The organism is Acinetobacter sp. WZC-1 (genome assembly GCF_052544965.1).
Window position 1 is genome coordinate 2,306,621 of sequence record NZ_CP199370.1, and the last position, 22,315, is coordinate 2,328,935.

At 47.1% G+C, this 22,315-nt stretch carries 23 protein-coding genes; 11 read left to right on the forward strand and 12 right to left on the reverse strand.

Features of this window, described 5'->3' with window-relative positions:
• The first annotated feature begins 30 nt into the window (after positions 1 to 30).
• Positions 31 to 963 carry an oxygen-dependent tRNA uridine(34) hydroxylase TrhO gene (gene trhO / locus ACT6PV_RS10630; RefSeq protein ID WP_445116333.1) on the forward strand — a complete coding sequence of 311 codons (933 nt, stop codon included), beginning with the start codon at positions 31 to 33 and terminating at the stop codon, positions 961 to 963.
• 82 nt (positions 964 to 1,045) lie between these two features.
• Here trhO and ACT6PV_RS10635 read toward each other — a convergent pair whose 3' ends face one another.
• Positions 1,046 to 2,104: an LLM class flavin-dependent oxidoreductase gene (locus ACT6PV_RS10635; RefSeq protein ID WP_445116334.1), complete on the reverse strand. Its 1,059-nt coding sequence runs from the start codon at positions 2,102 to 2,104 to the stop codon at positions 1,046 to 1,048.
• A 280-nt stretch (positions 2,105 to 2,384) separates the two neighbouring features.
• Between ACT6PV_RS10635 and tmpT the strand changes: the two genes are divergently transcribed.
• Positions 2,385 to 3,026: a thiopurine S-methyltransferase gene (gene tmpT, locus ACT6PV_RS10640; RefSeq protein ID WP_445116335.1), complete on the forward strand. Its 642-nt coding sequence runs from the start codon at positions 2,385 to 2,387 to the stop codon at positions 3,024 to 3,026.
• Positions 3,027 to 3,093: 67 nt separating this feature from the next.
• On the opposite strand, the gene ACT6PV_RS10645 is transcribed toward tmpT, so the two are convergent.
• Positions 3,094 to 3,618: a YecA/YgfB family protein gene (locus tag ACT6PV_RS10645; RefSeq protein ID WP_445116336.1), complete on the reverse strand. Its 525-nt coding sequence runs from the start codon at positions 3,616 to 3,618 to the stop codon at positions 3,094 to 3,096.
• A 69-nt stretch (positions 3,619 to 3,687) separates the two neighbouring features.
• Entirely contained in the window at positions 3,688 to 3,888 is a 201-nt protein-coding gene (locus tag ACT6PV_RS10650) for a PA3496 family putative envelope integrity protein (protein ID WP_445116337.1), read from the reverse strand.
• Between the two features lie 339 nt (positions 3,889 to 4,227).
• Here ACT6PV_RS10650 and rpoD point away from each other — a divergent pair, with 339 nt between their 5' ends.
• From rpoD to ACT6PV_RS10680, 6 genes are all read left to right on the forward strand, one after another.
• Positions 4,228 to 6,177, forward strand: coding sequence for an RNA polymerase sigma factor RpoD (gene rpoD / locus ACT6PV_RS10655; protein ID WP_445116338.1), 1,950 nt, complete (start codon positions 4,228 to 4,230; stop codon positions 6,175 to 6,177).
• A gap of 124 nt (positions 6,178 to 6,301) precedes the next feature.
• The gene (locus ACT6PV_RS10660) at positions 6,302 to 6,589 is read left to right on the forward strand and encodes a YbeD family protein (protein ID WP_445117093.1); all 288 of its coding nucleotides are present in this window, start codon (positions 6,302 to 6,304) and stop codon (positions 6,587 to 6,589) included.
• A gap of 132 nt (positions 6,590 to 6,721) precedes the next feature.
• Positions 6,722 to 7,420, forward strand: a complete 699-nt coding sequence (lipB, locus tag ACT6PV_RS10665) for a lipoyl(octanoyl) transferase LipB (protein ID WP_445116339.1) — start codon at positions 6,722 to 6,724, stop codon at positions 7,418 to 7,420.
• Between the two features lie 83 nt (positions 7,421 to 7,503).
• The gene (locus tag ACT6PV_RS10670; RefSeq protein ID WP_445116340.1) at positions 7,504 to 8,034 is read left to right on the forward strand and encodes a hypothetical protein; all 531 of its coding nucleotides are present in this window, start codon (positions 7,504 to 7,506) and stop codon (positions 8,032 to 8,034) included.
• A gap of 3 nt (positions 8,035 to 8,037) precedes the next feature.
• Positions 8,038 to 9,222: an iron-containing alcohol dehydrogenase gene (locus tag ACT6PV_RS10675; protein WP_445116341.1), complete on the forward strand. Its 1,185-nt coding sequence runs from the start codon at positions 8,038 to 8,040 to the stop codon at positions 9,220 to 9,222.
• Between the two features lie 301 nt (positions 9,223 to 9,523).
• Positions 9,524 to 10,909 carry an APC family permease gene (locus tag ACT6PV_RS10680; RefSeq protein WP_445116342.1) on the forward strand — a complete coding sequence of 462 codons (1,386 nt, stop codon included), beginning with the start codon at positions 9,524 to 9,526 and terminating at the stop codon, positions 10,907 to 10,909.
• Between the two features lie 83 nt (positions 10,910 to 10,992).
• Here ACT6PV_RS10680 and ACT6PV_RS10685 read toward each other — a convergent pair whose 3' ends face one another.
• On the reverse strand, positions 10,993 to 11,547 hold the full coding sequence (locus ACT6PV_RS10685; protein ID WP_445116343.1) for a flavodoxin family protein: 555 nt from the start codon (positions 11,545 to 11,547) through the stop codon (positions 10,993 to 10,995).
• A 129-nt stretch (positions 11,548 to 11,676) separates the two neighbouring features.
• Between ACT6PV_RS10685 and ACT6PV_RS10690 the strand changes: the two genes are divergently transcribed.
• A complete protein-coding gene (locus tag ACT6PV_RS10690; RefSeq protein ID WP_445116344.1) occupies positions 11,677 to 12,078 on the forward strand; it encodes a winged helix-turn-helix transcriptional regulator in 402 nt (133 codons plus the stop codon).
• Positions 12,079 to 12,141: 63 nt separating this feature from the next.
• Here ACT6PV_RS10690 and ACT6PV_RS10695 read toward each other — a convergent pair whose 3' ends face one another.
• The 8 genes from ACT6PV_RS10695 to rplU form a co-directional block, all read right to left on the reverse strand.
• The gene (locus ACT6PV_RS10695; RefSeq protein WP_445116345.1) at positions 12,142 to 12,618 is read right to left on the reverse strand and encodes a tRNA (cytidine(34)-2'-O)-methyltransferase; all 477 of its coding nucleotides are present in this window, start codon (positions 12,616 to 12,618) and stop codon (positions 12,142 to 12,144) included.
• A 48-nt stretch (positions 12,619 to 12,666) separates the two neighbouring features.
• Positions 12,667 to 14,043 (reverse strand): siroheme synthase CysG, encoded by a 1,377-nt coding sequence (cysG, locus tag ACT6PV_RS10700; RefSeq protein ID WP_445116346.1) that lies wholly within the window; start codon positions 14,041 to 14,043, stop codon positions 12,667 to 12,669.
• An 84-nt stretch (positions 14,044 to 14,127) separates the two neighbouring features.
• Positions 14,128 to 15,399, reverse strand: coding sequence for a serine--tRNA ligase (gene serS / locus ACT6PV_RS10705; protein ID WP_445116347.1), 1,272 nt, complete (start codon positions 15,397 to 15,399; stop codon positions 14,128 to 14,130).
• A 131-nt stretch (positions 15,400 to 15,530) separates the two neighbouring features.
• Entirely contained in the window at positions 15,531 to 16,310 is a 780-nt protein-coding gene (locus ACT6PV_RS10710; protein WP_445116348.1) for an RsiV family protein, read from the reverse strand.
• Positions 16,311 to 16,406: 96 nt separating this feature from the next.
• Positions 16,407 to 17,123 carry a hypothetical protein gene (locus ACT6PV_RS10715; RefSeq protein ID WP_445116349.1) on the reverse strand — a complete coding sequence of 239 codons (717 nt, stop codon included), beginning with the start codon at positions 17,121 to 17,123 and terminating at the stop codon, positions 16,407 to 16,409.
• Positions 17,124 to 17,335: 212 nt separating this feature from the next.
• The gene (gene lolA / locus ACT6PV_RS10720; RefSeq protein WP_445116350.1) at positions 17,336 to 18,025 is read right to left on the reverse strand and encodes an outer membrane lipoprotein chaperone LolA; all 690 of its coding nucleotides are present in this window, start codon (positions 18,023 to 18,025) and stop codon (positions 17,336 to 17,338) included.
• 211 nt (positions 18,026 to 18,236) lie between these two features.
• Positions 18,237 to 18,494 carry a 50S ribosomal protein L27 gene (gene rpmA, locus ACT6PV_RS10725; RefSeq protein ID WP_445116351.1) on the reverse strand — a complete coding sequence of 86 codons (258 nt, stop codon included), beginning with the start codon at positions 18,492 to 18,494 and terminating at the stop codon, positions 18,237 to 18,239.
• 18 nt (positions 18,495 to 18,512) lie between these two features.
• Complete coding sequence (gene rplU / locus ACT6PV_RS10730; protein WP_445116352.1) at positions 18,513 to 18,824, reverse strand: 50S ribosomal protein L21; 312 nt, start codon at positions 18,822 to 18,824, stop codon at positions 18,513 to 18,515.
• A gap of 423 nt (positions 18,825 to 19,247) precedes the next feature.
• Between rplU and sdsA the strand changes: the two genes are divergently transcribed.
• The gene (sdsA, locus tag ACT6PV_RS10735) at positions 19,248 to 20,225 is read left to right on the forward strand and encodes an All-trans-nonaprenyl-diphosphate synthase (protein WP_445116353.1); all 978 of its coding nucleotides are present in this window, start codon (positions 19,248 to 19,250) and stop codon (positions 20,223 to 20,225) included.
• Positions 20,226 to 20,245: 20 nt separating this feature from the next.
• Positions 20,246 to 22,300 carry a site-specific recombinase gene (locus ACT6PV_RS10740; RefSeq protein WP_445116354.1) on the forward strand — a complete coding sequence of 685 codons (2,055 nt, stop codon included), beginning with the start codon at positions 20,246 to 20,248 and terminating at the stop codon, positions 22,298 to 22,300.
• The last annotated feature ends 15 nt before the right edge of the window (positions 22,301 to 22,315 follow it).

Consider the following 22,315-nt stretch of genomic DNA (forward strand, 5'->3'; position numbering starts at 1 on the left):
TGCCTTATCCTCATACATCTGGAGTACTCCATGAACGCTACTGTAGAACAGCTTGCACCTGTAGAACAGCAAGCGCCCTCTGGCTGGGTCGTTGCTGCACTTTATCAGTTCAGGGAGATCCAGAATGCTGCTGATCTTCAGCAACGTCTGCTGGCACTGGTTAAAACGATTAACCTTTGTGGTACTTTAATTGTTGCAGGGGAAGGAATCAATGGAACGGTTGCAGGCGATCGTAACGCAATTGATGTGATTCATCAGTTTTTGCTGGATGAAGGCTTTCATTCCATGGAATATAAAGAGTCACATAGCCTTGAGCAGCCTTTCAGAAAAATGAAAATCAAGCTCAAAAAAGAAATTGTCACCCTGGGTGTTGACGTTCAGCCACGTGATCTGGTCGGTCACTACCTGGACCCGAAACAGTGGAATGAACTGATTGCCCGTGACGATGTCATCCTGATTGATACACGCAATGACTATGAATACAAGGCCGGCACCTTCCAGGGAGCCATTGACCCGGGCACAGAAACCTTCCGGGAATTTCCCGAATATGTAAAACAGCAGCTGGAACAACATAAAGATAAAAAAATTGCGATGTTCTGTACCGGTGGCATCCGTTGTGAAAAATCCACGTCGCTGCTGTTACAGGAAGGCTTTAATGAAGTTTATCACCTGAAAGGCGGCATTTTAAAATACCTGGAAGAAACCCCGGCCGAAGAAAGCCTGTGGGAGGGTGAGTGTTTTGTTTTTGATGGCCGTACAGCCGTCACTCACGGTGTGGAAGAAGGTCACAACACCAAATGTCATGCCTGTGGCTGGCCATTGACTCCGCAGGAAACCGCATTATCCAGCTATGAGCATGGAGTGTCCTGCGTTTATTGCATTGAAAAAACCACAGAAAAGCAAAAAGAAGGTTTTCGTATGCGCCAGTCGCAGATTGCTGCAGCAAAACGCAAACGGCTATAAACCCGGATCATCGTCAGAGCAACTACCGCTCTGACGATGATGATCAACCCGGGCTGCGGGCTCAGGCTGTGCCCGGTATAGTTCAGGATTTCTGAGCCTTTCTCACTTCAGGGGCAATTTTTGTTCCATAAATTTCAATTGCGCGCATTATATGCTGATGTTCAGCCGCTCCGGTATCCAGATGCGCAGCAAAACGGGTCTGTCCGAAGGTCTCGGATATTTCCAGGATTTTATCCACCGCATAAGGCGCATCACCCATAATTAAATGTCCATTTTTACTGCGCCCCTGGTCGTACTGTGCCGGATGATATGCCGGCCAGCCACGTGTAGCACCGATACGGTTCATCTGTGCAGCATAGGTTGGGTAATGGATCTGCATCAGTTCACTGACATCATCCACAAAAAATGAATGCATGGCCACACCGACCTGAAAATCCTTCATGTCATGTCCATAGGCCTGATAAGCCTGTTGGTAATATTCAAACAACGGCTTAAAGTTGGCATATTCGCCGCCAATAATGGCAAACATGACCGGTAAGCCCAGGCGTGCTGCACGCTCAACTGATTGCGGTGTTCCACCGACAGCTACCCAGACCGGCAATTTACCATGTTTCGGACGTGGGAAAATATCCTGATTCTCCAGTGCAGGGCGGAACTCCCCTGTCCAGCTGATTGGGTTCTGCTGGTTAATCGCCAATAATAAATCAAGTTTTTCAGCAAAAATTTCACTATACTGTGCCAGGTCATAACCGAACAGCGGAAAAGATTCAATGAAAGAACCGCGGCCCGCCATAATCTCAGCCCGGCCATCCGACAATAAGTCGATCATTGAAAAATCCTGAAATAATTTAACCGGATCCGCCGAACTCAGTACCGACACCGAACTGCCTAAAATGATCTGCCTGGTCTGCGTTGCAGCCGCCGCCAGGACAATCTCCGGCGCAGCCACCACATAATCTGCCCGATGATGCTCACCAATACCAAAATAATCCAGTCCGACCTCATCCATCAGTTTAATTTCTTCAATAATTTCCTTCATTCTGATTTCAGGCGACTGGATCTTGCCCGTTTTAAGATCAATACGTGAGTCACCAAACATGGTAATGCCAAGCTGCATGGGGTCAATCCTCTTTTCTGTCATTATCGCGACCCTCCTGACATTATGTACATTCCAGCCACTGCGCAAGCCCGTTATATGCATCATTGTGTTGCATATATGCAACGTATTTGCTGCATCGGCAACATTTAAAAATAGAAATTTATGGCGTTGCGCCGTATGTTTAAGATCAACATGTTTTTTTTAATTTCCATATACTCAATACAGGCGCGGCGAAGTGTTGATGGACTACATATTGCTGACCGCCCCAGACCCACTGCGGCAAATCCTGTTGTATGACCTGTAAAAATCAGAGAGGGCTTTCATGGATCATGAATTCTGGCATCAGCGCTGGCGGGAAAATCAGATCGGCTTTCATCAGCCTGAACCCAACCCATTACTGGTGAAACATATTGCTGCTCTTTCACTGCCACCACAGAGTCGTATTTTTGTTCCCTTAAGTGGCAAAAGCCTGGATATTGGCTGGTTGCTTGCTCAGGGTTTCCGTGTGGCTGCCATTGAGCTGAATCAGACAGCCATAAATGAACTGATCCAGCAATTGTCACTTCAGTTCAATCGGCAGCAGACCGGTGATCTGATTCATTATCATCATGAGCAGGTAGATTTATTTGTCGGTGATTTTTTTCATTTAAACCTGGATTTACTCGGTTCTGTCGACGCCATTTATGACCGGGCCGCCATGGTCGCCCTACCCGCCCCCATGCGTGACCGCTATACCCGGCATCTGATTGGACCGGGCCATGTCCCTCAGCTGCTGATCAGTTATGAATATGATCAGGGCAGTTATGCAGGCCCGCCTTTTTCTGTTTCTGCAGCAGAGATCCAGCGGCATTATCATGCCACCCATCAGATTGAACTACTGCAACAAATTGATCTGACCGGAAATTTTAAAGGCGAAAATGCCACAGAAAAAGTATGGTCTTTAAAACCCATAGCCGAAAAATAAAAAAACACCTCAGTATACTGAGGTGTTACTCACAAATGCAAATTTTATCGGTTGTACCGAAACCGGATTAAGCCGGTGTGTGATACATCAAATACAATTCATTCAGATTATCCGGAATTTCTTCTGCCAGTTCATCCATCAGTTGTCCATTACGGCGGAAGGACTCCATTTGCGGATCTTCTTCATCAATGCCACTGAACACCATGATCGGCAGGGTTAAATCAACCAGTTGTTCTTCATATTCAGGGGTAAACCAGGCATCTTCGTTCAGGAACATGGCATCGACAAAACCAATGCTCCAGTCTCCCAGACTCGACTCAACTTCTGCTGTTTCAATTTCAAAGGGCAATTCAATGCCTTCTTCATTGGCCAGTTTCTGGCGAATGTCATCCAGCCATAATTTAATCTGTGCAATCACCTCAGACGGTGCTTTATTCTGATTACCATCAAACAGTTCCGTCAGCCAGCGGTCAAATGCCGGACCAACGGCAATGGCGCACAGAAAACCGTGAGTCGCCGCAAAATCCAGACCATATTCATTCTGGTCGCCATCCAGAAAATCACTCAACAGCTCTAAATTCAGCACACTCATCTTATTTCCAGTCTATTTGAATCAGCAGTGAGGCATAGCATAGCATTTTCAGATGCTGTGCAATGTGATTTATTCATCATCATCAAAATCATCGTCCAGATCGTAATCAAAGTCTTTCAATTCACGATCCAGTCGGCGCTGGGCAAGCAGATCATCAATCAGACGACGCTTTTCCAGTGATTCCCTGGCACTGATTTTACCTGATGCCTCATCGAAACCGGCATCATCATCTCCATAGTTATCATCCAGTTCAAAATCTGTAGAAGACACTAAAACCACCTCAATAACGAAAAAATGTGAATGGGTCTAGGCGCTATTTATCTTTCTTCTAAAAACTTGTCAAGTTTTATTTAATTTTTCTGTTTATAAAGATCAGTTTGTACTTTTTTTCTGTATAAATTTTATGTCATGATGAAGCAGATGACTTCAGTCAGTGGCAGAGCTGCGGCAACCATGACAGAAATCTGAAATAACCGAAATAAAACGGCAAGCCGGGACCATGAACTTGAAAATAATAAATTCAGCCCAATATTGGGAAATAACCATTCAATTGAAGCATATTTTTCAAACAGAACAGGCTTGTCAATTCAGATACTATTTTAACGAACTGTGCTATCATGCACGGTTTTTCACCGCCACAGATTCAACGAGAAGAGAGCAAAGATGAGCGATATGCATTCCCCTACTTCACAGGTAGCAGCTCTGATCAGCCGAGGCAAGGAACAGGGTTACTTAACCTATGCTGAAGTTAACGATCATCTCCCGGACTCAATCACAGAAAGCGAACAGATTGAAGACATCATCCAGATGCTTCAGGATGTCGGCATTCCCGTACACGAACGCGCGCCTGAATCTGATGATACGATGTTTGAAGACAATGCCGAAGCTGCCGATGAAGTTGCCGAAGAAGAAGCTGCCGCAGTACTTGCCTCTGTAGAAAATGAACCGGGCCGGACCACTGACCCGGTGCGTATGTATATGCGTGAAATGGGAACGGTTGAACTGCTGACCCGTGAAGGTGAAATCAACATCGCCAAACGGATTGAAGAAGGCATCCGTGACGTACTGCATTCCATCGCTTACTGGCCGAATGCCGTTGAAGTGGTGTTACAGGAATATAAGGATTACGAAAGCGGTGAACGTCGTCTGGCCGATATTCTGTCCGGTTACCTCGACCCTGAATCAGATGAAGAAATTCCGGAAGTGCTGGAAGAAGCCGAGCTTGAAGAAGAAAGTGATGATAAAAATGCCAAATCATCCAGTCCGGCCAAGGAGGTCAAACTGGACGAAGATGATGACGAAGAAGAATCTGACAGCGATGATGATTCCGAAGGTGAATCCGGCCCTGATCCTGAAATAGCCAAAGCACGTTTTGAAGAACTGGAAGCCGTCTGGCAGACTGCAAGAACAACCATCGCTGAACGTGGCCGTAACAGTGCTGAAGCAGAAGAAGCCATGAATGCATTGGCGACCGTGTTTATGATGTTCAAGTTTACCCCGCGCTTATTTGACATTATTGCCGATATGATTCGCGGTACCCACGATCAGATTCGTACGTCCGAACGCGAAATCATGCGTTATGCCGTACGTCGTGGCCGTATGGACCGTACTCAGTTCAGAAACTCATTTCCCGGTCAGGAATCCAATCCGGCATGGCTGGATGAACAGATTGCCCTGACTCCGGATGAACTGAAAGGCCATCTGGAAAAAGTCCGTCCGGATGTACAGGCATTTCAGCAAAAAATCGCTGACATCGAAAATGATCTGGATTTGCATGTCCGGGATATCAAGGACATTTCCAAACGCATGGCTATTGGTGAAGCCAAAGCCCGCCGTGCCAAAAAGGAAATGGTGGAAGCCAACCTGCGACTGGTGATTTCCATTGCGAAAAAATACACCAACCGTGGTCTGCAATTCCTTGACCTGATTCAGGAAGGCAACATCGGTCTGATGAAAGCCGTGGACAAGTTTGAATATCGTCGTGGTTATAAATTTTCCACTTACGCCACCTGGTGGATCCGTCAGGCCATTACCCGTTCCATTGCCGATCAGGCACGGACCATCCGTATTCCGGTCCACATGATTGAAACCATTAACAAAATTAATCGTGTGTCACGTCAGTTACTTCAGGAAATGGGCCGTGAACCGACACCGGAAGAACTGGGCGAACGGCTGGAAATGGATGAAGTCAAGGTCCGTAAAGTGCTGAAAATTGCCAAAGAACCAATCTCCATGGAAACACCGATCGGAGATGATGAAGACTCTCATCTGGGGGATTTCATTGAAGATGGCAATATCACCTCGCCGGTGGATGCAGCCACCTCTGAAGGCCTGAAGGAAGCGACCCGTGAAGTGCTGGAAAATCTGACTGAACGTGAAGCAAAAGTGCTGAAAATGCGTTTCGGTATTGACATGCCGACCGATCACACACTGGAAGAAGTGGGCAAACAGTTTGACGTGACACGCGAGCGGATCCGTCAGATTGAAGCCAAGGCACTGCGTAAGCTGCGCCACCCTTCCCGCTCTGAACACCTGCGCTCATTCCTGGAAAATGACTGATATCCGGGATATGATCATGAGAACTTGAAAAAATGATGATTCAACCCCATTATTTATTCAAGCGATAAAATAACGCCTGCACTCTCGCAGGCGTTTCATATAAGGGGGACTGACTCTCATGACTATGTTAGACCGTACACCATCCCGTGAACTGCGTGAAGATCTATGGGTTTTCCCGATGGATTATCCAATTAAACTGATTGGTAACGCCGGAGAAGAATTACGTGATGCTGTGGTTGAGATCCTGGTGAAACATTTCCCGGATTTTGATGAAGCCACCCTGGCTGTACAGGCTTCACGTACAGGGAAATATCACTCCCTGACTGCACAGCTGCGTTTTGATGAACTGGAGCAGGTGCATTCTCTTTATGCTGACCTGGCAGCTTGCCCGCATATCCGTACTGCACTGTAAACAGATCCTCAGGGATTACAAAGCACGTCATCTATTTTATAGTGGCGTGCTTTTTTATGCAGCATGAACAGCACTGACATAAATTTTCCCACATGCTGATGCTGTTCCCTATCCCACCGTGATTTCATTATAATGACAGACAGACTTCAATCCTTTTCAGAGACCGATAAACCCGTGGATGCTGCACTCAAACCCGCTTTAATCATACGTCGGTACGCTGAACCCAGCCCCTATGACGACCGTTTTCAGGAAATGAAACAGCTGACTGAACAACGGGATGAACATTCAGCCGATCAGCTGTGGATTTTACAGCACCCGTCGGTACTGACTCAGGGACAGGCCGGTAAACCGGAACATATTCTGATGAACAGTGATATTCCAGTGGTACAGACCGATCGTGGCGGTCAGGTCACCTGGCATGGACCGGGGCAGATGGTGATCTATTTTATGTTTGATCTGAACCGGCTGGGATGGAATGTCCGTAGCCTGGTGTCCTTTGCCGAAAACCTGATGATTGATTTACTGAAAAAATACCGGATTGAAGCCTATGCCAGTGCCGATGCACCGGGTGTCTATGTCGCTCAGCGCAAAATCGGCTCACTAGGGTTTAAAATCCGTAAGGGGCGCAGCTATCATGGCCTGGCACTGAATATTGACTGTGAGCTGAGCGGATTCCAGTGCATTAATCCCTGTGGTTATGCCGGACTGGAAATGGTCCGCCTTTGTGATCTGCTGGAGCACCCACCGACTTATGCACAATTGTGTGACGATGTCATTCAGTACATCAGCAACAGCGCTCACTTTGGTCAGCTTCAGTCTGTACAGCAATAAACCGCTTTATTTTTAGGTCTGAATAAATTAGAGTATTTACTCTAAATGGAACTGAAATTGATGATTAAAGGGATAAATCCATAATGATAACCGCATCAGTAAAATCCGCCTTTGAGCAAACCTATGTCAGACTGATGATGGACATCATTGGCAGAAGCCTGGTCATGGCCAGTCAGGTCGACAAGGAGATCAGGCACGAAATCTCCAGCTTTCCTGTCGGCTTTACGCTCTCCATGAAGGTATTTCCTGATGGTGCATCCTTTATTGCCCGTGTCACTGATCAGCATCAGCTGGAATTGGTTCAGCCGGCAGCAGGCAAGCCCGATCTCAGCATTATGTTCAAGCATGTACATCATGCCTTCATGGTTTTTTCGTTTCAGGAAGGGACTGCCCGAGCCTATGCCAATGACCGCATGATTGCTGATGGTGACGTCAGTCATGCCATCCGGCTGGTACGCTGTCTGAATAAACTGGAAGCGCTGATTCTACCGAGACCAATCGCCAGATTTGCGGTCAAAGCCTATCCACAACAACTGAACCTGAAAGAAAAGCTCAGTGGTGCTGCCAGTATTTACGTCAAAGTCGCGCAATCATATTTAAAAGGGAGTGTATAAATCATGGCCAAGCCTTATTACGAATTTTTTTGTCCTGTCAAAATCATTGCCGGTCATGCTGCACTGGAACATATTCCCTTTGAACTGACGACACTGGGCGCAAAACGTCCTTTGATCATTACCGACAAAGGGGTCCGGGCCAACCATTTGCTGGCACCGATTGAAGCCGCCTTTGCATCCACCGATATTGAAATCGGCTTTATTTTTGATGATGTCCCACCGGATTCAAGCCTGGAAACCGTACGTGCTGTCGCAGCAGCACATCGCGCCAACCAGTGTGATGCCATTATTGCCGTTGGCGGCGGTTCAGTCATTGACACATCCAAGGCCGCCAATATTCTGGTCTCTGAAGGCGGTGATGATCTGCTGAAATATTCAGGTGCGCATAATTTACCCCGCCCATTAAAACCACTCTTTGTGGTTCCGACCACCTCCGGAACCGGTTCCGAAGTCACTATGGTCGCGGTGGTATCCGACAATCAGCGCAACGTAAAAATTCCATTTACCTCATACTATTTAATGCCACATGCAGCCATTCTGGATCCACGCATGACCCAGACCCTGCCACTGCATATCACAGCAATGACCGCCATGGATGCCATGACCCATGCCATTGAAGCCTATACCTGCATGGCCGCCAATCCAGTCAGCGACGCCTATGCCACTGCTGCCATTCAGAAAATCAGCAATAACCTGTTTCAGGTGCTGAAACAGCCGGATCATGCCCAGGCCCGGCTGGAACTGGCCCAGGCGTCCACCATGGCCGGTATCGCATTTTCAAATTCAATGGTGGGTGCCGTACATTCACTCGGACATGCACTGGGTGCAGTTGCCCATTTGCCGCATGGCCTGTGCATGAATCTGTTTCTGCCTTATGTGCTGGAATACAACCGGGAGGTAAACGGCGACAGAATTGCCGATCTTTTATTGCCACTGGCAGGTGCTGATATCTATGCACAAACACCGGTCAACCAGCGTGCTGAAAAGATGATTGCAACGCTGTACAACATTCGTGACCATTTATACAACTTAACCGGACTGCCGCGCAGCTTAAGCGAAACAGCTAAAGTGTCCAGGCAGCAACTGGATGAGGTTGCAGAAAAAGCACTGAATGATGGCTCAATCATTTATAACCCCAAAGAAGCCACGCTCAATGATTTAAAAACAATCCTGGAAAAAGCCTGGTAATTGTTCAGAAAATCAGTCAGGATAATCCGTCTTAACCAGCCTGGTGTTTTATAAACATCGGGCTTTTATGTTACAGACTGATGCAGCGCCATATCGCAAAAGCATTCTGCAGAATCCGGACAGGGATATTTGAATAAAATGGCATGGATTCTGCTAAAAAAATAAACGAAGTTACTGACAAAAAGCATCATCTGGGGTAGATTGACGCACTTTGTTTTATCACAACAGGGGGGATCGTTGGTCTCAAACGATCCTGAAAGATCCAGCTGATCCTTGATCAACGATTATGAGGATAACGCCGTTGACCACACATTCCGGGACTCAACCTGCGGCTAAACTGCAAAAAAATCTTGTGCTGTGGCACATTATCATTATTGGTCTGGCTTATATTCAGCCCATGACGGTATTTGATACATTTGGACTGGTTTCTCAGGACAGTCATTCTCATGTACCGACATCCTATATCTTTGCGCTGATTGCCATTCTTTTAACGTCCATCAGTTATGGACACATGATTAAACGTTACCCTTCAGCCGGCTCTGCCTATACCTATGCGCAGAAATCAATTCATCCCAATGTCGGTTTTATGGTGGGCTGGTCTTCATGGCTGGATTATTTACTCTCCCCGCTGGTCAATATCATTCTGGCTGATATTTACCTTCGGGCCTTATTCCCGGACGTCAACAACTGGATCTGGATCATCAGCTTAACGCTGATCATGACCATTGTGAATCTGTTTGGTGCCCGTTTTGTTGCACGCTTCAACAGCACCATTGTCTTTATACAGATTGGCGTCATTTTCTATTTCAGCTATAAAGTCTACTTACTGCTGACCCAGGGCCTGAATGCAGATGGCAGCCTGGACCAGGCAAAGTACCAGCTGTGGAGTATGGAACCCTTCTGGAATGAAATGACCTCGGTCGGTGCGCTGGTGACCGGAGCAACCATTCTATGTTTCTCCTTTACCGGTTTTGATGCGCTGTCTTCTCTTGCAGAAGAAACCCGGGATGCTGAAAAAGTACTGCCACGTGCAATATTCCTGACCGCTTTAATTGCCGGCATTATCTTTATTATCAGCACCTATTTCATGCAGATTTATTTCCCGGGCGATCCGGCCAGTTATTTCAGCAAGATTGATGAGACTCAGCCCGAAATATTACTGGCGATCGGCGGCATCACCTTCCAGACCGTCATTCTTTATTTTGCCATTGTCACGGTCATGGCCTCCGGGATCTCCGCCCATGCCGGCGTATCACGTCTGATGTATGTCATGGGCCGTGATGGGGTCATCAATAAGAAGGTTTTTGGCCATATCAGCCCTAAGCTATGTACACCGGTCTATAATATTCTGATTGTAGGTGCAGTTGCCCTGACTGCCGGATTCTTTGATTTTGAACACATTGCCAATCTGATCAGCTTCGGTGCATTAACGGCATTCAGTTTCGTGAATTTTTCGGTGATTTCACGTTATGCGCTACGTGATGGCCGCAATAAATCACTCAGGGATATCATCAACTATATGGTGATTCCATTGCTTGGTTTTGCCAGTGTGTTCCTCATGTGGCTTGAAATTGATCAGTCCGCATTAAAAACCGGTCTGATCTGGGCAGCAATCGGTGTCGGTTACCTGGCCTATAAAACCAGGGGCTTCCGCTACCCGGCACCACAGCATAATGAGCATGAATAAAATGCGTCATTGCAACTGAACCACCATTCAGACTCAAATAAGAAAGGCGCCCAGAGCGCCTTTCTTATCTTCTGACTTCTTATTTATGCAGAAAATTTGTCCACAATGGACTGCACACGTTTGGCATACAGTTTCGTTGTTTCCAGGTCACCGGCCGGAATTTCATCAACACCTGCATCAGATGGTGACTGAACCAGCAAACCGACTGATCCCCCCAGGCTGTTAATATCATTGCGTGTAGCAGCTTTAGTATTGGCCGGTAATAACCCCAGGCTGACCCAGATACCGCCATGCTGTGCTGCCAGGGTCTGTAACGAAATTAACGTCACTTGCTTATCGCCATTCAGACTGGCACTGTTGGTAAATCCTGCAAAGACTTTATCTTTCCACCCATGTGTAAACCAGATTTTGGATGATGCATCGGCAAATTTTTTAAATTGCCAAGGCACACCGCCCATGTAAGTTGGCGCACCGAATACGATTCCGCTGGCGCTGTTCAGTGCCTGCCAGTCCTGCTCATTGATCTCACCATCCTGATTGATTTCAATCAGTGTCGCCTGGATTTCACCGGCAAAAGTTTCTGCAACCACTTTGGTATGACCGTAACCTGAAAAATAGACCACTGCGATATTCGACATATAAAATTTCCTTGATGACTGGATTAAATGCAGATTTAATAATATATTTTAGAAACTAACTGTCAATGAGTTACCTGCGGGTAACTATAATGCTAAAATCGGGAAAATCTGTAATTCAGCGTCAGACCTATGAATAAACCTTTGAATTTTAACGCTTACCACCCAGACTGCCCTTCACGGTTATTTTTTGAAAATATGGCAGATAAGTGGATATTATTTATACTGGACACACTGAAAAGTGAACCACAACACTTTAACTCGCTGAAAAAGCACATTAGCGGTATTTCTCCCAAAGTGCTTTCACAGAAGCTGAAAATGCTGGAGCGTAATGGTTTTATCATCAGAAAAATGCTGGATACCCGCCCCATCCGTATTGAATATTCACTTACTCTGCTGGGGAGTGAGCTGGGCCAGGCTGCCTTTCAGTTCAGGTTATGGGCGGAAAGCAATATGCAGAAAGTGCAGAAAGCACAGCAGCATTATGATGCAATACAAGCCCATCCGATCACGACTGACACGGTCTGCTCATAGATCAGCTGTATGATTCAGAAGTCCCTGTTTCCGCGCATGATGAATTTACACTTCACCCATATTTTATAATGGTTTAAAGTCCTGCTGACGCCAGGCTTCATATACAATCACCGCAGTGGCATTGGACAGATTCAGACTGCGTGATGTTGCTGCCATGGGCAGCCGAATCCACTGTTTCTCCGGGAATAAACGACGTATTTGCTCAGGCAACCCACGGGTTTCAGGTCCCATCAGCAAAGCCACAGGACGGTTTAAGTCTGAAGTATGCGGCGTTTCAGTACCTTTGGTGGTCAGCGGATAAACCGCATCACGGTCTATGCCCTGCGTCTTCAGGAAATCCAGACAGGCCTGCAGGTTATCCCAGAGCTGCATCCGTGCCCATTCATGATAATCCAGCCCGGCACGTTTCAGTTTTTTGTCATCCAGCTCAAAACCCAGTGGTCTGATTAAATGCAACTGAGCCCCGGTATTTGCACACAGACGTATGATATTTCCAGTATTACTGGGAATTTCAGGCTCAAACAGTACCACATGAATCACGGCAGTTCTCAACTTAATCTTTCAATAAAAACTCAATGAGTGGCCATTTTACTGCCATTGCAATTGTTCACGCAGGCTGACCACTTCACCAATAATGGTCAGAGTCGGCGCCTGAATCTGATGTTCAGAGACCTTTGACGCAATATCTGCCAGAGTCCCAACCACCACTTTCTGCTCAGGTGTTGTGCCTTTTGACACCAGGGCGACCGGCATACTTGAACGCTGACCGTGTGCAATCAGCTGCTCACAGATTGTTTCCAACCCGACCAATCCCATATACAGGACCAGCGTCTGGTTTTCATACACCAGTTCATGCCAGGGCAGTTCAGGAGAACCTTCCTTTAAATGTCCAGTCAGAAACCTGACACTTTGGGCATAATCACGATGTGTCAGCGGGATCCCGGCATAAGCCGAACAACCGGAAGCAGCTGTAATTCCAGGAACAACCTGAAAGGTGATCCCCGCAGCAAATAATTCCTGAATTTCTTCACCGCCACGCCCAAAAATAAACGGATCTCCGCCCTTTAAGCGACACACCCGTTTGCCCTGTGCGGCATAATGCACCAATAACGCATTAATACCATCCTGCGGAACACTGTGACTGGAACGGGCTTTCCCTACATAAATTTTCTCTGCATCACGGCGGCACAGATCCAGAATGGGCTGAGACACCAGTCGATCATAAATAATGACATCCGCCTGCTGCATTAAACGCAATGCTTTCAGTGTCAGAAGCTCAGGGTCTCCCGGACCTGCACCCACCAGATAGACTTCACCTGACGGCGTATGCCATTCAGTCAGTGCCTGCTGAATCAGCCGGTCAGCCTCGGCCAGATTGTCATTGAAAACCTGTTCCTTCAGCGGACCTGCATACAGCTCTTCCCAGAAAATACGGCGCTCATCCGGGCTGATGATTTTTTCCTTCACTGTGGGCCGCCATTTTCCTGAAAACTCAGCCAGTCTGCCCATACCCTGTGGAATGGCTGCTTCCAGCTGGGTTCTGAGCTGCCGTGACAAAACCGGCGATGCACCATTGGTCGCAATGGAAACCACCAATGGTGACCGGTCAATGATTGCAGGAACCATAAAACGACAGTGCGGTGGATCATCAACACTGTTGACCAGCACATTTTCCGCTTCACATGCGTCAAAAACGGCACGGTTCACAGCAGGGTCATCCGTCGCAGCAATCACCAGCCGATAACCGCGCAGCGTCAGCTGATGCTGATCGAAGGAAGATGCAAAGTACTGCCCCTTGCTCTGCCCGACAATGTCCAGTAAATCATGGTCTATGTCCGGGGCAAGTACATCAATCACTGCTCCTGCCCTGGCCAGTAACACGGCTTTACGACGGGCAATATGCCCACCGCCGACAATCAGACAAAGTTGCTGTTGCAACTTTAAAGAGACTGGAAAAATATCCACAGGGTACCTCGATCACATAAAATCTGATTGTCTATTTGTTTTATCTTAAGCAAGTTTTGTGCACAGTACGCTGTCATTTATCGATTAATCGATAAATTCTGTACCCCCCATATACGGACGCAATACGGCCGGAATTTCAATGGAACCATCGGCACGCTGGTAGTTTTCCATCACCGCCAGTAAAGTCCGTCCGACGGCAAGGCCGGAACCATTCAGGGTGTGCAGTAATTCTGTTTTTTTCTGATCGATACGATAGCGGGCTTTCATACGGCGTGCCTGGAAATCGCCCACCCATGAACAACTGGAAATTTCACGATAGTTGTTCTGGCTTGGCACCCAGACCTCCAGGTCATAGGTTTTCGCTGCACTGAAACCAAGGTCACCACCACAGAGAATCACTTTACGGTACGGCAGCTCCAGTGCCTGGAGAATCCCTTCGGCATGGCCTGTCAGTTCTTCCAGCGCCTGCATAGCATCTTCAGCTTTGACAATCTGCACCATTTCCACTTTGTCAAACTGATGCTGACGGATCAGACCCCGGGTATCACGACCATAGGAACCGGCCTCACTGCGGAAGCACGGCGTATGAGCGGTATATTTCAGGGGCAGGCGATCTGCATCAATAATTTCATCACGCACAAAGTTGGTCACCGGCACTTCAGCCGTCGGAATCAGATAATATTCCTTTTCACCCTGTATCTTAAATAAGTCTTCTTCAAACTTCGGCAGCTGGCCGGTTCCACGCAGCGAATCTGCATTAACCAGATAGGGTACATAGGTTTCTGTATAACCGTTCTTTAAGGTATGCGTGTCCAGCATGAACTGAGTCAGTGCCCGCTGCAAACGGGCCAATGGTCCTTTCAGTACACTGAAACGTGAGCCGGTCAGTTTGCTTGCTGTTTCAAACTCAAGTCCTCCCATCCATTCGCCCAGATCGGTATGGTCCTTAATTTCAAAGTCAAACTGACGGGGTGTTCCCCATTTCAGGATTTCAACATTATCGTTTTCATCCCGACCTTCCGGTACAGATTCATGCGGCAGATTGGGAATGCTCAGTGCCTTTGCTTCAATTTCAGCCTGCAGCTCAGTCAGTGCCTGTTCAGCGACCTTAATTTCATCAGCAATTGCCGTCATGCGTGCCATGATGTCTGAAGCATCACCGCCTGATTTTTTGATCTGCCCCACCTGTTTTGCACCCGCATTACGCTCTGCCTGCAGCGCTTCAGTGCTGGACTGAATTTCCTTACGGCGGGATTCAAGGGATGCCCACTCTTCTGCATTCAGCTGTATGCCTCGTTTTGCCAGTGCCAGATTTACAGTTTCAATATTATTTCTGAGTAGTTTCGGGTCAATCATAGCCAGTCATCAGGAAAGAAAAAACTGAACATAGTGTAAGCCCTTCATTACAAAAAATATAGTAACCGGGACAGACTGCCGCAGATATTCAGCACAATATCATAGCCATTGCTGCGCTATTGTGCAGTAAATCAAGGGGTATCGTACTCAGGTAAAACCGGCAGATATTCAGTTTTAATTAAGTCCTTTGCCACCATATAAGGCAGAGTCAGTTCGCTCATGCCTTCTGCGTAGGACGCCAGTTCATACAGCGGATAGACGAAAACAATGCCGTTTGCACCATAATAATAGTTATCACTCAACTGTAATTTGCTGCGCTCTATGCTGTGCTGCTGCAACCAGACTGAATTTTCATCATACAGAGCTTCTGCAACCTGGGTTTCCACACCCGGTTTTAACAGATCCGTTAACGCCAGTCGTTTCTGAGTACTTAAGTCAAAGGTCACAAATTCCTCATGATGCATGCCATGCGCAGCCCCTGCAGCATAGTTATAGGACTGTATGGCAAATGTGGCCAGATTGTACTGTTGTGCAACAAAGCGCACAAAAATTGAATTCTCATTCAGGCCTGCCTGGGTATCAACTGTATTTTTTGTCTGTTCCTGCCGGATAAATGCATCCGGGACATCTTTTTTAATGCGTTGCAGAAAGTAGTCATCAATCCATTGCACATTGGTCTGAATGGTCTGTAAATCATACTGGGTACAGCCCTGTTCATCACAAAACTGCTTCTGCGGTATGTTGATACGCACCACTTTTGCCTGAATCAGCGGAATGGTTGCAGTTTTCCGGGTTGCCTCAGTCTGACTTTTTTCTGACTGAGTTGCCGGTTTCTCCTGACAGCCTCCCATGATCAGCGCCGCTGCACAGACCGGAATTGCCCATAACCATTGTTTGTTCATTTGTGCCATTTTATTTCAAGACCCCATTTCCCTGATCTGACCATTATACAAGCCTGATAATCCAGTGAAATTTAAAAAATGTATCCGATCAATGAATGGGCTGCCCTAACTCACACCTGGCGGCTGCTCATAACGATCCTCCCCGAATCGCCATATTCCAGCAGTTAACGAGAACACGGCCAATTGGTCAATCAATCCAAACTTTACCTGTTCCATCGGCAAAATCTGAATGGATTGAATGGCCTGTTGTGCGAGCATAACCAATTCTTCGGTATCCCTATTGTTGATGAGCGCCAGTGAGTCGGCATAGTCATCTGTGGTAATACCGCTCCAGTACTCACGCAGGCCACTGAACAGACGGGGATGAAACTCAAATGTGACCTGACTGCCATCTTCAGGGAACCCCCCGGGAGGACGACTGAAGCTGAAAGGTATCAGGCTCATCCGGGGTGAAACCACATGTGAGGTAACCAGTGTATTCAGCTGTGTCGCCAAATAGGCAACAAAAATATGTAATGTCACCAATCCATTCAGCATCGTCATCATCTGAGGCAGATCAAGGAGATTCAGATCATAGCACAACCATTCTTTCTCATCGGCAGCCAGTTCCTGATTAGCCAGCTGACGTATGATTTCAGCATCCAGGGCAGAAACAAATACCACGGGCCCCGGCGTATGGGAAGTAATAGCGCCCCCGCCGACCCAGAAGGTTTCAAAAACGGTCCGCCCCAATTCATCTGGAACATAGCGCCCCAGAATCGTCATTTTATAATCAGAAATATAATGAATGACCTGATGGTCGCCATCACTGCAGTGCATCATAACCAGCTCCCCCTTCGTAAATAACCCGGTTCCAGACCTGGATTCCCTGCTCGGTTTCCCTGCATGGCAATGCGGTTTCTCCCTGTAAACCGCAAGACGGCATACCCGGATTACAGGACTATGGCTTTGCCTGTAGCCATATCTGATGCACCATCAGTAACTGACCCTGTTGATTGACCAGTACTTACTGATCAATGCTTACTGATCAATGCTTACTGATCAATAATATCCGTGCCTTTGGGTGGTGTAAAATTAAACGTTGCTGCCGCAATGGCAGAGTTGACTTTCACATTGTTAAACCGCACGGTCGTGGTCTGCCCCAGTGAATCCTGCAGGATCATCAGGCTTGGTGCCTTATTGACCCCAAAACTGATGGTCAGACTCTGAAAAGCACCATCCCGCTTCGGATACAGGGTGTAATAGGTCTTTGCTGCATCCGGCTGGGTAATGCGATAGGACTGCATGATCTGATCTGCATTGCCGGACAGCAAAAGCGCCGGAGTATTTGCAACCTGTTCATCCAGCTGCTGACGCACGGCCTGCTGTAAATCCGGATCATAAATCCACACCGTTTTGCCTGTGGTCACAATGGTCTGTTTTGCCGGTGTGGTGGTTTCCCAGTAGAATTTTCCAGGGCGGGCAACTTTCATAACCCCTTTAAAGGTCTGGTTCATATGCTGTGCGGACAAACCTTTTTTCTGAGCAGGTTTGCTGCCATCACTCACTTTTGTGGTCTGTTCAAAATCTGCACTCAGACTTTTAATACCACTCAGCTGTCTGACCAGTGCTGCCGTTGCCTGTTGTTCCGAAGCTGCTGCTGCGAACACAGGATAGCTCATAACCGGTACAGAAATGACCGCACCCATCATCACTGCATGCATCGTTTTACGCAGCATATTCATATCCTCACCTTTGCTCTGTTTTGCGCTATTGCAATTTGTCTGATGTGTCATCTTAAACCAGTTTTTCGTGCTAATCATTGAAGAAATAAGCGCTTTTGTATTGTTATTAATTCACAATGTAGACTTTCATTCATCATGATGAAGATTTTTTATCATGGTTCAGCCATAAAAAAACCCACAGCAACTGTGGGTTTTTTCCGACCGTTTAAACTTATGCAGTTTCAACAGTAACGTAGCGACGGCCAAACTGACCCTTCACTTCAAATTTTACAACGCCATCAGCAGTTGCAAATAACGTATGGTCACGGCCCATACCAACATTTGCACCGGCATGGAACTCTGTACCACGCTGACGGACAATGATGTTACCGGCAACAACAGCCTGGCCACCATACATTTTTACACCCAGCATTTTAGGATTCGAATCACGACCATTTCGTGTCGAACCACCGGCTTTTTTGTGAGCCATGTCTCTTACTCCTCGTGATTAGCCTGCAATGCCCGTAATTTTCAACTCGGTGAACCACTGACGGTGACCCTGTTGTTTACGGTAGTGTTTACGACGACGCATTTTAATAATACGGATTTTGTCGTGACGGCCATGACCAATCACTTCTGCAGTTACTTTTGCGCCAGCAACAACTGGAGCACCAATTTGAACACTGTCACCATTCACAACCATTAATACATCATCAAATGTAAGTGTTGCGCCGGTTTCAGCCTTCAGCAGTTCAACTTTAAGGGTTTCACCCTCAACAACACGGTGCTGTTTACCACCGCTCTGGATTACCGCGTACATAATGTACTCCAACATACCCGTGTCGTCGTGTCGGTAAAGGAATATACCGATCTTAAAACGAACGCCACTGGGGCTTATACAAGACCGGGGATTTTAAGTGAAAATCGGCTAAACAACAAGCATTTTTAATGAATTAATGACACTGGCCGCAGATTATTTGTACCGATCCTTACATAATGGATCATTAGTAAATGATTTAGCTGTTTTTTATATGAAAATGGAATAGATTTTTAAAACAAATCCGCTACTATTGTAACCCTGAATGATGATACAGATGCAGCGTTCATCTGTCTTTTGGACAAATTCATGATAAATCACTATAGTTTTCAAAGATCGCTGTTTACTTTTGCAGCATGACCCAATGTTGTATTGTCATCATCAGTCAGCACCACTGAACACATCAGCACAGAGGAATACCTTCATATGACCATCGATTTCAAGCAGGATATTCTCGCTCCTGTTGCGTCAGACTTTGCTGCAATGGACCAGTTGATCAATGAAGGCATCAGCTCAAAAGTCGCGCTGGTCATGGCAGTCAGTAAACATGTGGTTGAAGCCGGCGGCAAGCGCATGCGTCCAATCATGTGCCTGCTTGCTGCCCATGCCTGTGGTGAAACAGACTTGAGTCGGGCCAGGCAACTGGCGGCCATTATCGAAATGCTGCATACTGCAACGCTGGTGCATGATGATGTGGTGGATGAATCGGGGCTACGCCGTGGCCGACCGACTGCAAACGCCACCTGGAACAACCAGACGGCCGTACTGGTCGGTGATTTCCTGATTTCACGTGCTTTTGACTTGCTGGTTGATTTAAACGACATGGTATTGCTCAAGGATTTTTCAACCGGCACCTGCGAAATTGCAGAAGGCGAAGTACTGCAGCTTCAGGCACAGCATCAGCCTGAAACAGATGAAACCACTTATTTAAGTATTATTCACGGGAAAACATCCCGCTTATTTGAACTGGCGACGGAAGGTGCCGCCATTCTTGCAGGGAAACCGGCATACCGTGGCCCCTTACGTCTGTTTGCCGGTCATTTTGGTAATGCTTTTCAGATTATTGATGATATTTTAGACTACACTTCCGACGCTGAAACATTAGGTAAAAATATTGGTGATGATTTAATGGAAGGCAAACCCACTTTACCTTTAATCTCAGCATTACAGAATACCACCGGCGAAGCACACCAGCTGATCCGCCACAGTATTGCAACGGGCGGTACCGAACAGCTTGACCGTGTCATTGACATTGTTCACAGTTCAGGTGCGCTGGATTACTGTCGAAAAAGGGCTCATGAGGAAACAGCGTCAGCAGTGGCAGCCCTGAATCAACTCCCTGAAAGCCAATACCGGCAGGCACTGTATAATCTGACCCAGTTTGCCTTACACCGCATCCAATAAATCTGAACACAACCTGGCTTATGCATATAAATTTTAACGATCTCTTCCAGCAAATGCAGGCACAGCTTGTCCATCAGCAAGTGACGCCTGATGAAAACATCCTCATTGAACTGGTCAACAGAATAAGACCGAAAAGCCCTGACAACACTGCAGAAATTCAGAAAAAACTACAGGCCCTGATTCAGAGCTTATTACGTACGCCCACCGCTGCCATCAATTTTCAGGGTTATCTGCTCAAACTGATCAACCACCACAAACAAACCAGCCTGTATGCAGACAGTGGCATTCTCTCGCTGGATGGTTTCTGGAACCAGCTGAGTCAGCGCCTCGGTGCGCATTTTCTGCCACTGCTGAAAGATGAAACGGACTTAAGGGACCTGGTCGGCAAGGTATTTCATCAGCGCAGTGACAAATACTGGCTGGAAAACGTTGAAAATAGCTGCTGGATTCAGTTATTTCAATTACTGAATCAGGGGCACAGTCATAACTCCGCCAGGCTTGGCATCAAGAAAGAAATCATCAAGGCCATTACCATCCTGTCCTATCGGATCAGCGGTATTGGTCTATACCCGGAATTTATTAACGCACAGCCTGAACTGACCGAATATGAATCCCCTTTTCTGGTACAGAACCGGGAAATTATTGAGTTCATTGAGACCTATAAAAAGCAGCATCGCAGCACAGATGATATTGCAGTCATCGCTCCGCCTGATGCAGATCAGGCGCTGGTCATGGTTGAACAATGCCGGGATGTTGTTCTTAAAATCAGGCGGTCCACCAAACGCATTGGCGTCAGCCTGAGTCTGACTTATCTGCTGTCCCTGCTGGAACAGTGCCTGGATCGGATAGAACTGCTGCTCAGCCTGATTGTGGAAGATGACAAAGCGCTTTATCTGGCTTGTGGCGAACTGCTGACCGATTTTGTTCAGGCGCATTACAGTGAAACCAGTGTCCGTGATTTACTCAGAACCAACAGCGAACTGATTTCACTACAGGTTACTGAAAATGCCAGCAAAACCGGCGAGCATTATGTCAGCACTGACAAAAAGGGCTTCCTGGGCATGTATAAGGCGGCTGCCGGTGCAGGCGTCATTATTGCCATCATGGCCACCATTAAGATTCTGGCAACCCGACTGGCGCTGGCGCCCCTCATGCATGCCTTCATCTACAGCATGAATTACTCACTCGGTTTTATGCTGATTCATGTATTGCACTTTACGGTTGCCACCAAACAGCCGGCAATGACTGCTGCCGCACTGGCAGCAACAGTCCAGCACAGAAAAGGCTCCAAAACGGCTCAGATTGCTGAACTTGCAGCACTGATCATCAATATCATCCGCACCCAGTTTGTTGCCATACTGGGAAATATCTCCATTGCCATTCCAACAGCAGCCCTGATCACTTTTCTGTGGCAGGCCATGATGCACGAACCCTTACTGACGCATGCCAAGGCAACAAGTCTGCTGCACAGCCTGAACCCGTTTACCTCACTGGCTGTCCTGCATGCGGCAATTGCCGGAGTCTGTCTGTTTTTGTCAGGCCTGGTGGCCGGTTATTTTGACAATATGGCAGTGTACCGCAAAGTCGGACCACGTCTGAAGGAACATTCCCGCCTGAAACAGATGCTGGGGCAGCAGAAACTGAATAAATTTGCAGACTATATTGAACGCAATCTGGGTGCACTTGCCGGTAACTTTCTGTTCGGGATCATGCTCGGCAGTATGGGAACCATCGGTTTTATTCTGGGATTGCCACTTGATATCCGCCATATTGCCTTTGCATCTGCAAACTTTATTCAGGGGCTGATGACCATTAATGGCAGTCCTGAAATTGGCCTGATTATTGTCTCATTCCTGGGGGTGATCCTGATTGGCCTGACCAACCTTTTTGTCAGTTTTTCACTGACGATTATTGTCGCACTGCGCGCAAGACAGGTTCGTTTTGCCCAATGGAAACCATTGGCAAAACTTGTATTTACTCATTTTTTTACCCGGCCAGCCGACTTTTTCTGGCCCCCTGCGCAAACCCTGCAAATGGAAGAAGACGATACAGCAAATCAGAAAAACAGCCATTAGTCATTTTGTTATTAT

Bases quoted from the DNA above. Each gene is read 5' to 3' on its own strand.
- trhO (WP_445116333.1), top strand. From the start codon at position 31: ATGAACGCTACTGTAGAACAGCTTGCACCTGTAGAACAGCAAGCGCCC.
- ACT6PV_RS10635 (WP_445116334.1), bottom strand. From the start codon at position 2,104: ATGACAGAAAAGAGGATTGACCCCATGCAGCTTGGCATTACCATGTTT.
- tmpT (WP_445116335.1), top strand. From the start codon at position 2,385: ATGGATCATGAATTCTGGCATCAGCGCTGGCGGGAAAATCAGATCGGC.
- ACT6PV_RS10645 (WP_445116336.1), bottom strand. From the start codon at position 3,618: ATGAGTGTGCTGAATTTAGAGCTGTTGAGTGATTTTCTGGATGGCGAC.
- ACT6PV_RS10660 (WP_445117093.1), top strand. From the start codon at position 6,302: ATGTTAGACCGTACACCATCCCGTGAACTGCGTGAAGATCTATGGGTT.
- lipB (WP_445116339.1), top strand. From the start codon at position 6,722: ATGACAGACAGACTTCAATCCTTTTCAGAGACCGATAAACCCGTGGAT.
- ACT6PV_RS10670 (WP_445116340.1), top strand. From the start codon at position 7,504: ATGATAACCGCATCAGTAAAATCCGCCTTTGAGCAAACCTATGTCAGA.
- ACT6PV_RS10675 (WP_445116341.1), top strand. From the start codon at position 8,038: ATGGCCAAGCCTTATTACGAATTTTTTTGTCCTGTCAAAATCATTGCC.
- ACT6PV_RS10685 (WP_445116343.1), bottom strand. From the start codon at position 11,547: ATGTCGAATATCGCAGTGGTCTATTTTTCAGGTTACGGTCATACCAAA.
- ACT6PV_RS10690 (WP_445116344.1), top strand. From the start codon at position 11,677: ATGAATAAACCTTTGAATTTTAACGCTTACCACCCAGACTGCCCTTCA.
- serS (WP_445116347.1), bottom strand. From the start codon at position 15,399: ATGATTGACCCGAAACTACTCAGAAATAATATTGAAACTGTAAATCTG.
- ACT6PV_RS10710 (WP_445116348.1), bottom strand. From the start codon at position 16,310: ATGGCACAAATGAACAAACAATGGTTATGGGCAATTCCGGTCTGTGCA.
- ACT6PV_RS10715 (WP_445116349.1), bottom strand. From the start codon at position 17,123: ATGATGCACTGCAGTGATGGCGACCATCAGGTCATTCATTATATTTCT.
- lolA (WP_445116350.1), bottom strand. From the start codon at position 18,025: ATGAATATGCTGCGTAAAACGATGCATGCAGTGATGATGGGTGCGGTC.
- rpmA (WP_445116351.1), bottom strand. From the start codon at position 18,494: ATGGCTCACAAAAAAGCCGGTGGTTCGACACGAAATGGTCGTGATTCG.
- rplU (WP_445116352.1), bottom strand. From the start codon at position 18,824: ATGTACGCGGTAATCCAGAGCGGTGGTAAACAGCACCGTGTTGTTGAG.
- sdsA (WP_445116353.1), top strand. From the start codon at position 19,248: ATGACCATCGATTTCAAGCAGGATATTCTCGCTCCTGTTGCGTCAGAC.
- ACT6PV_RS10740 (WP_445116354.1), top strand. From the start codon at position 20,246: ATGCATATAAATTTTAACGATCTCTTCCAGCAAATGCAGGCACAGCTT.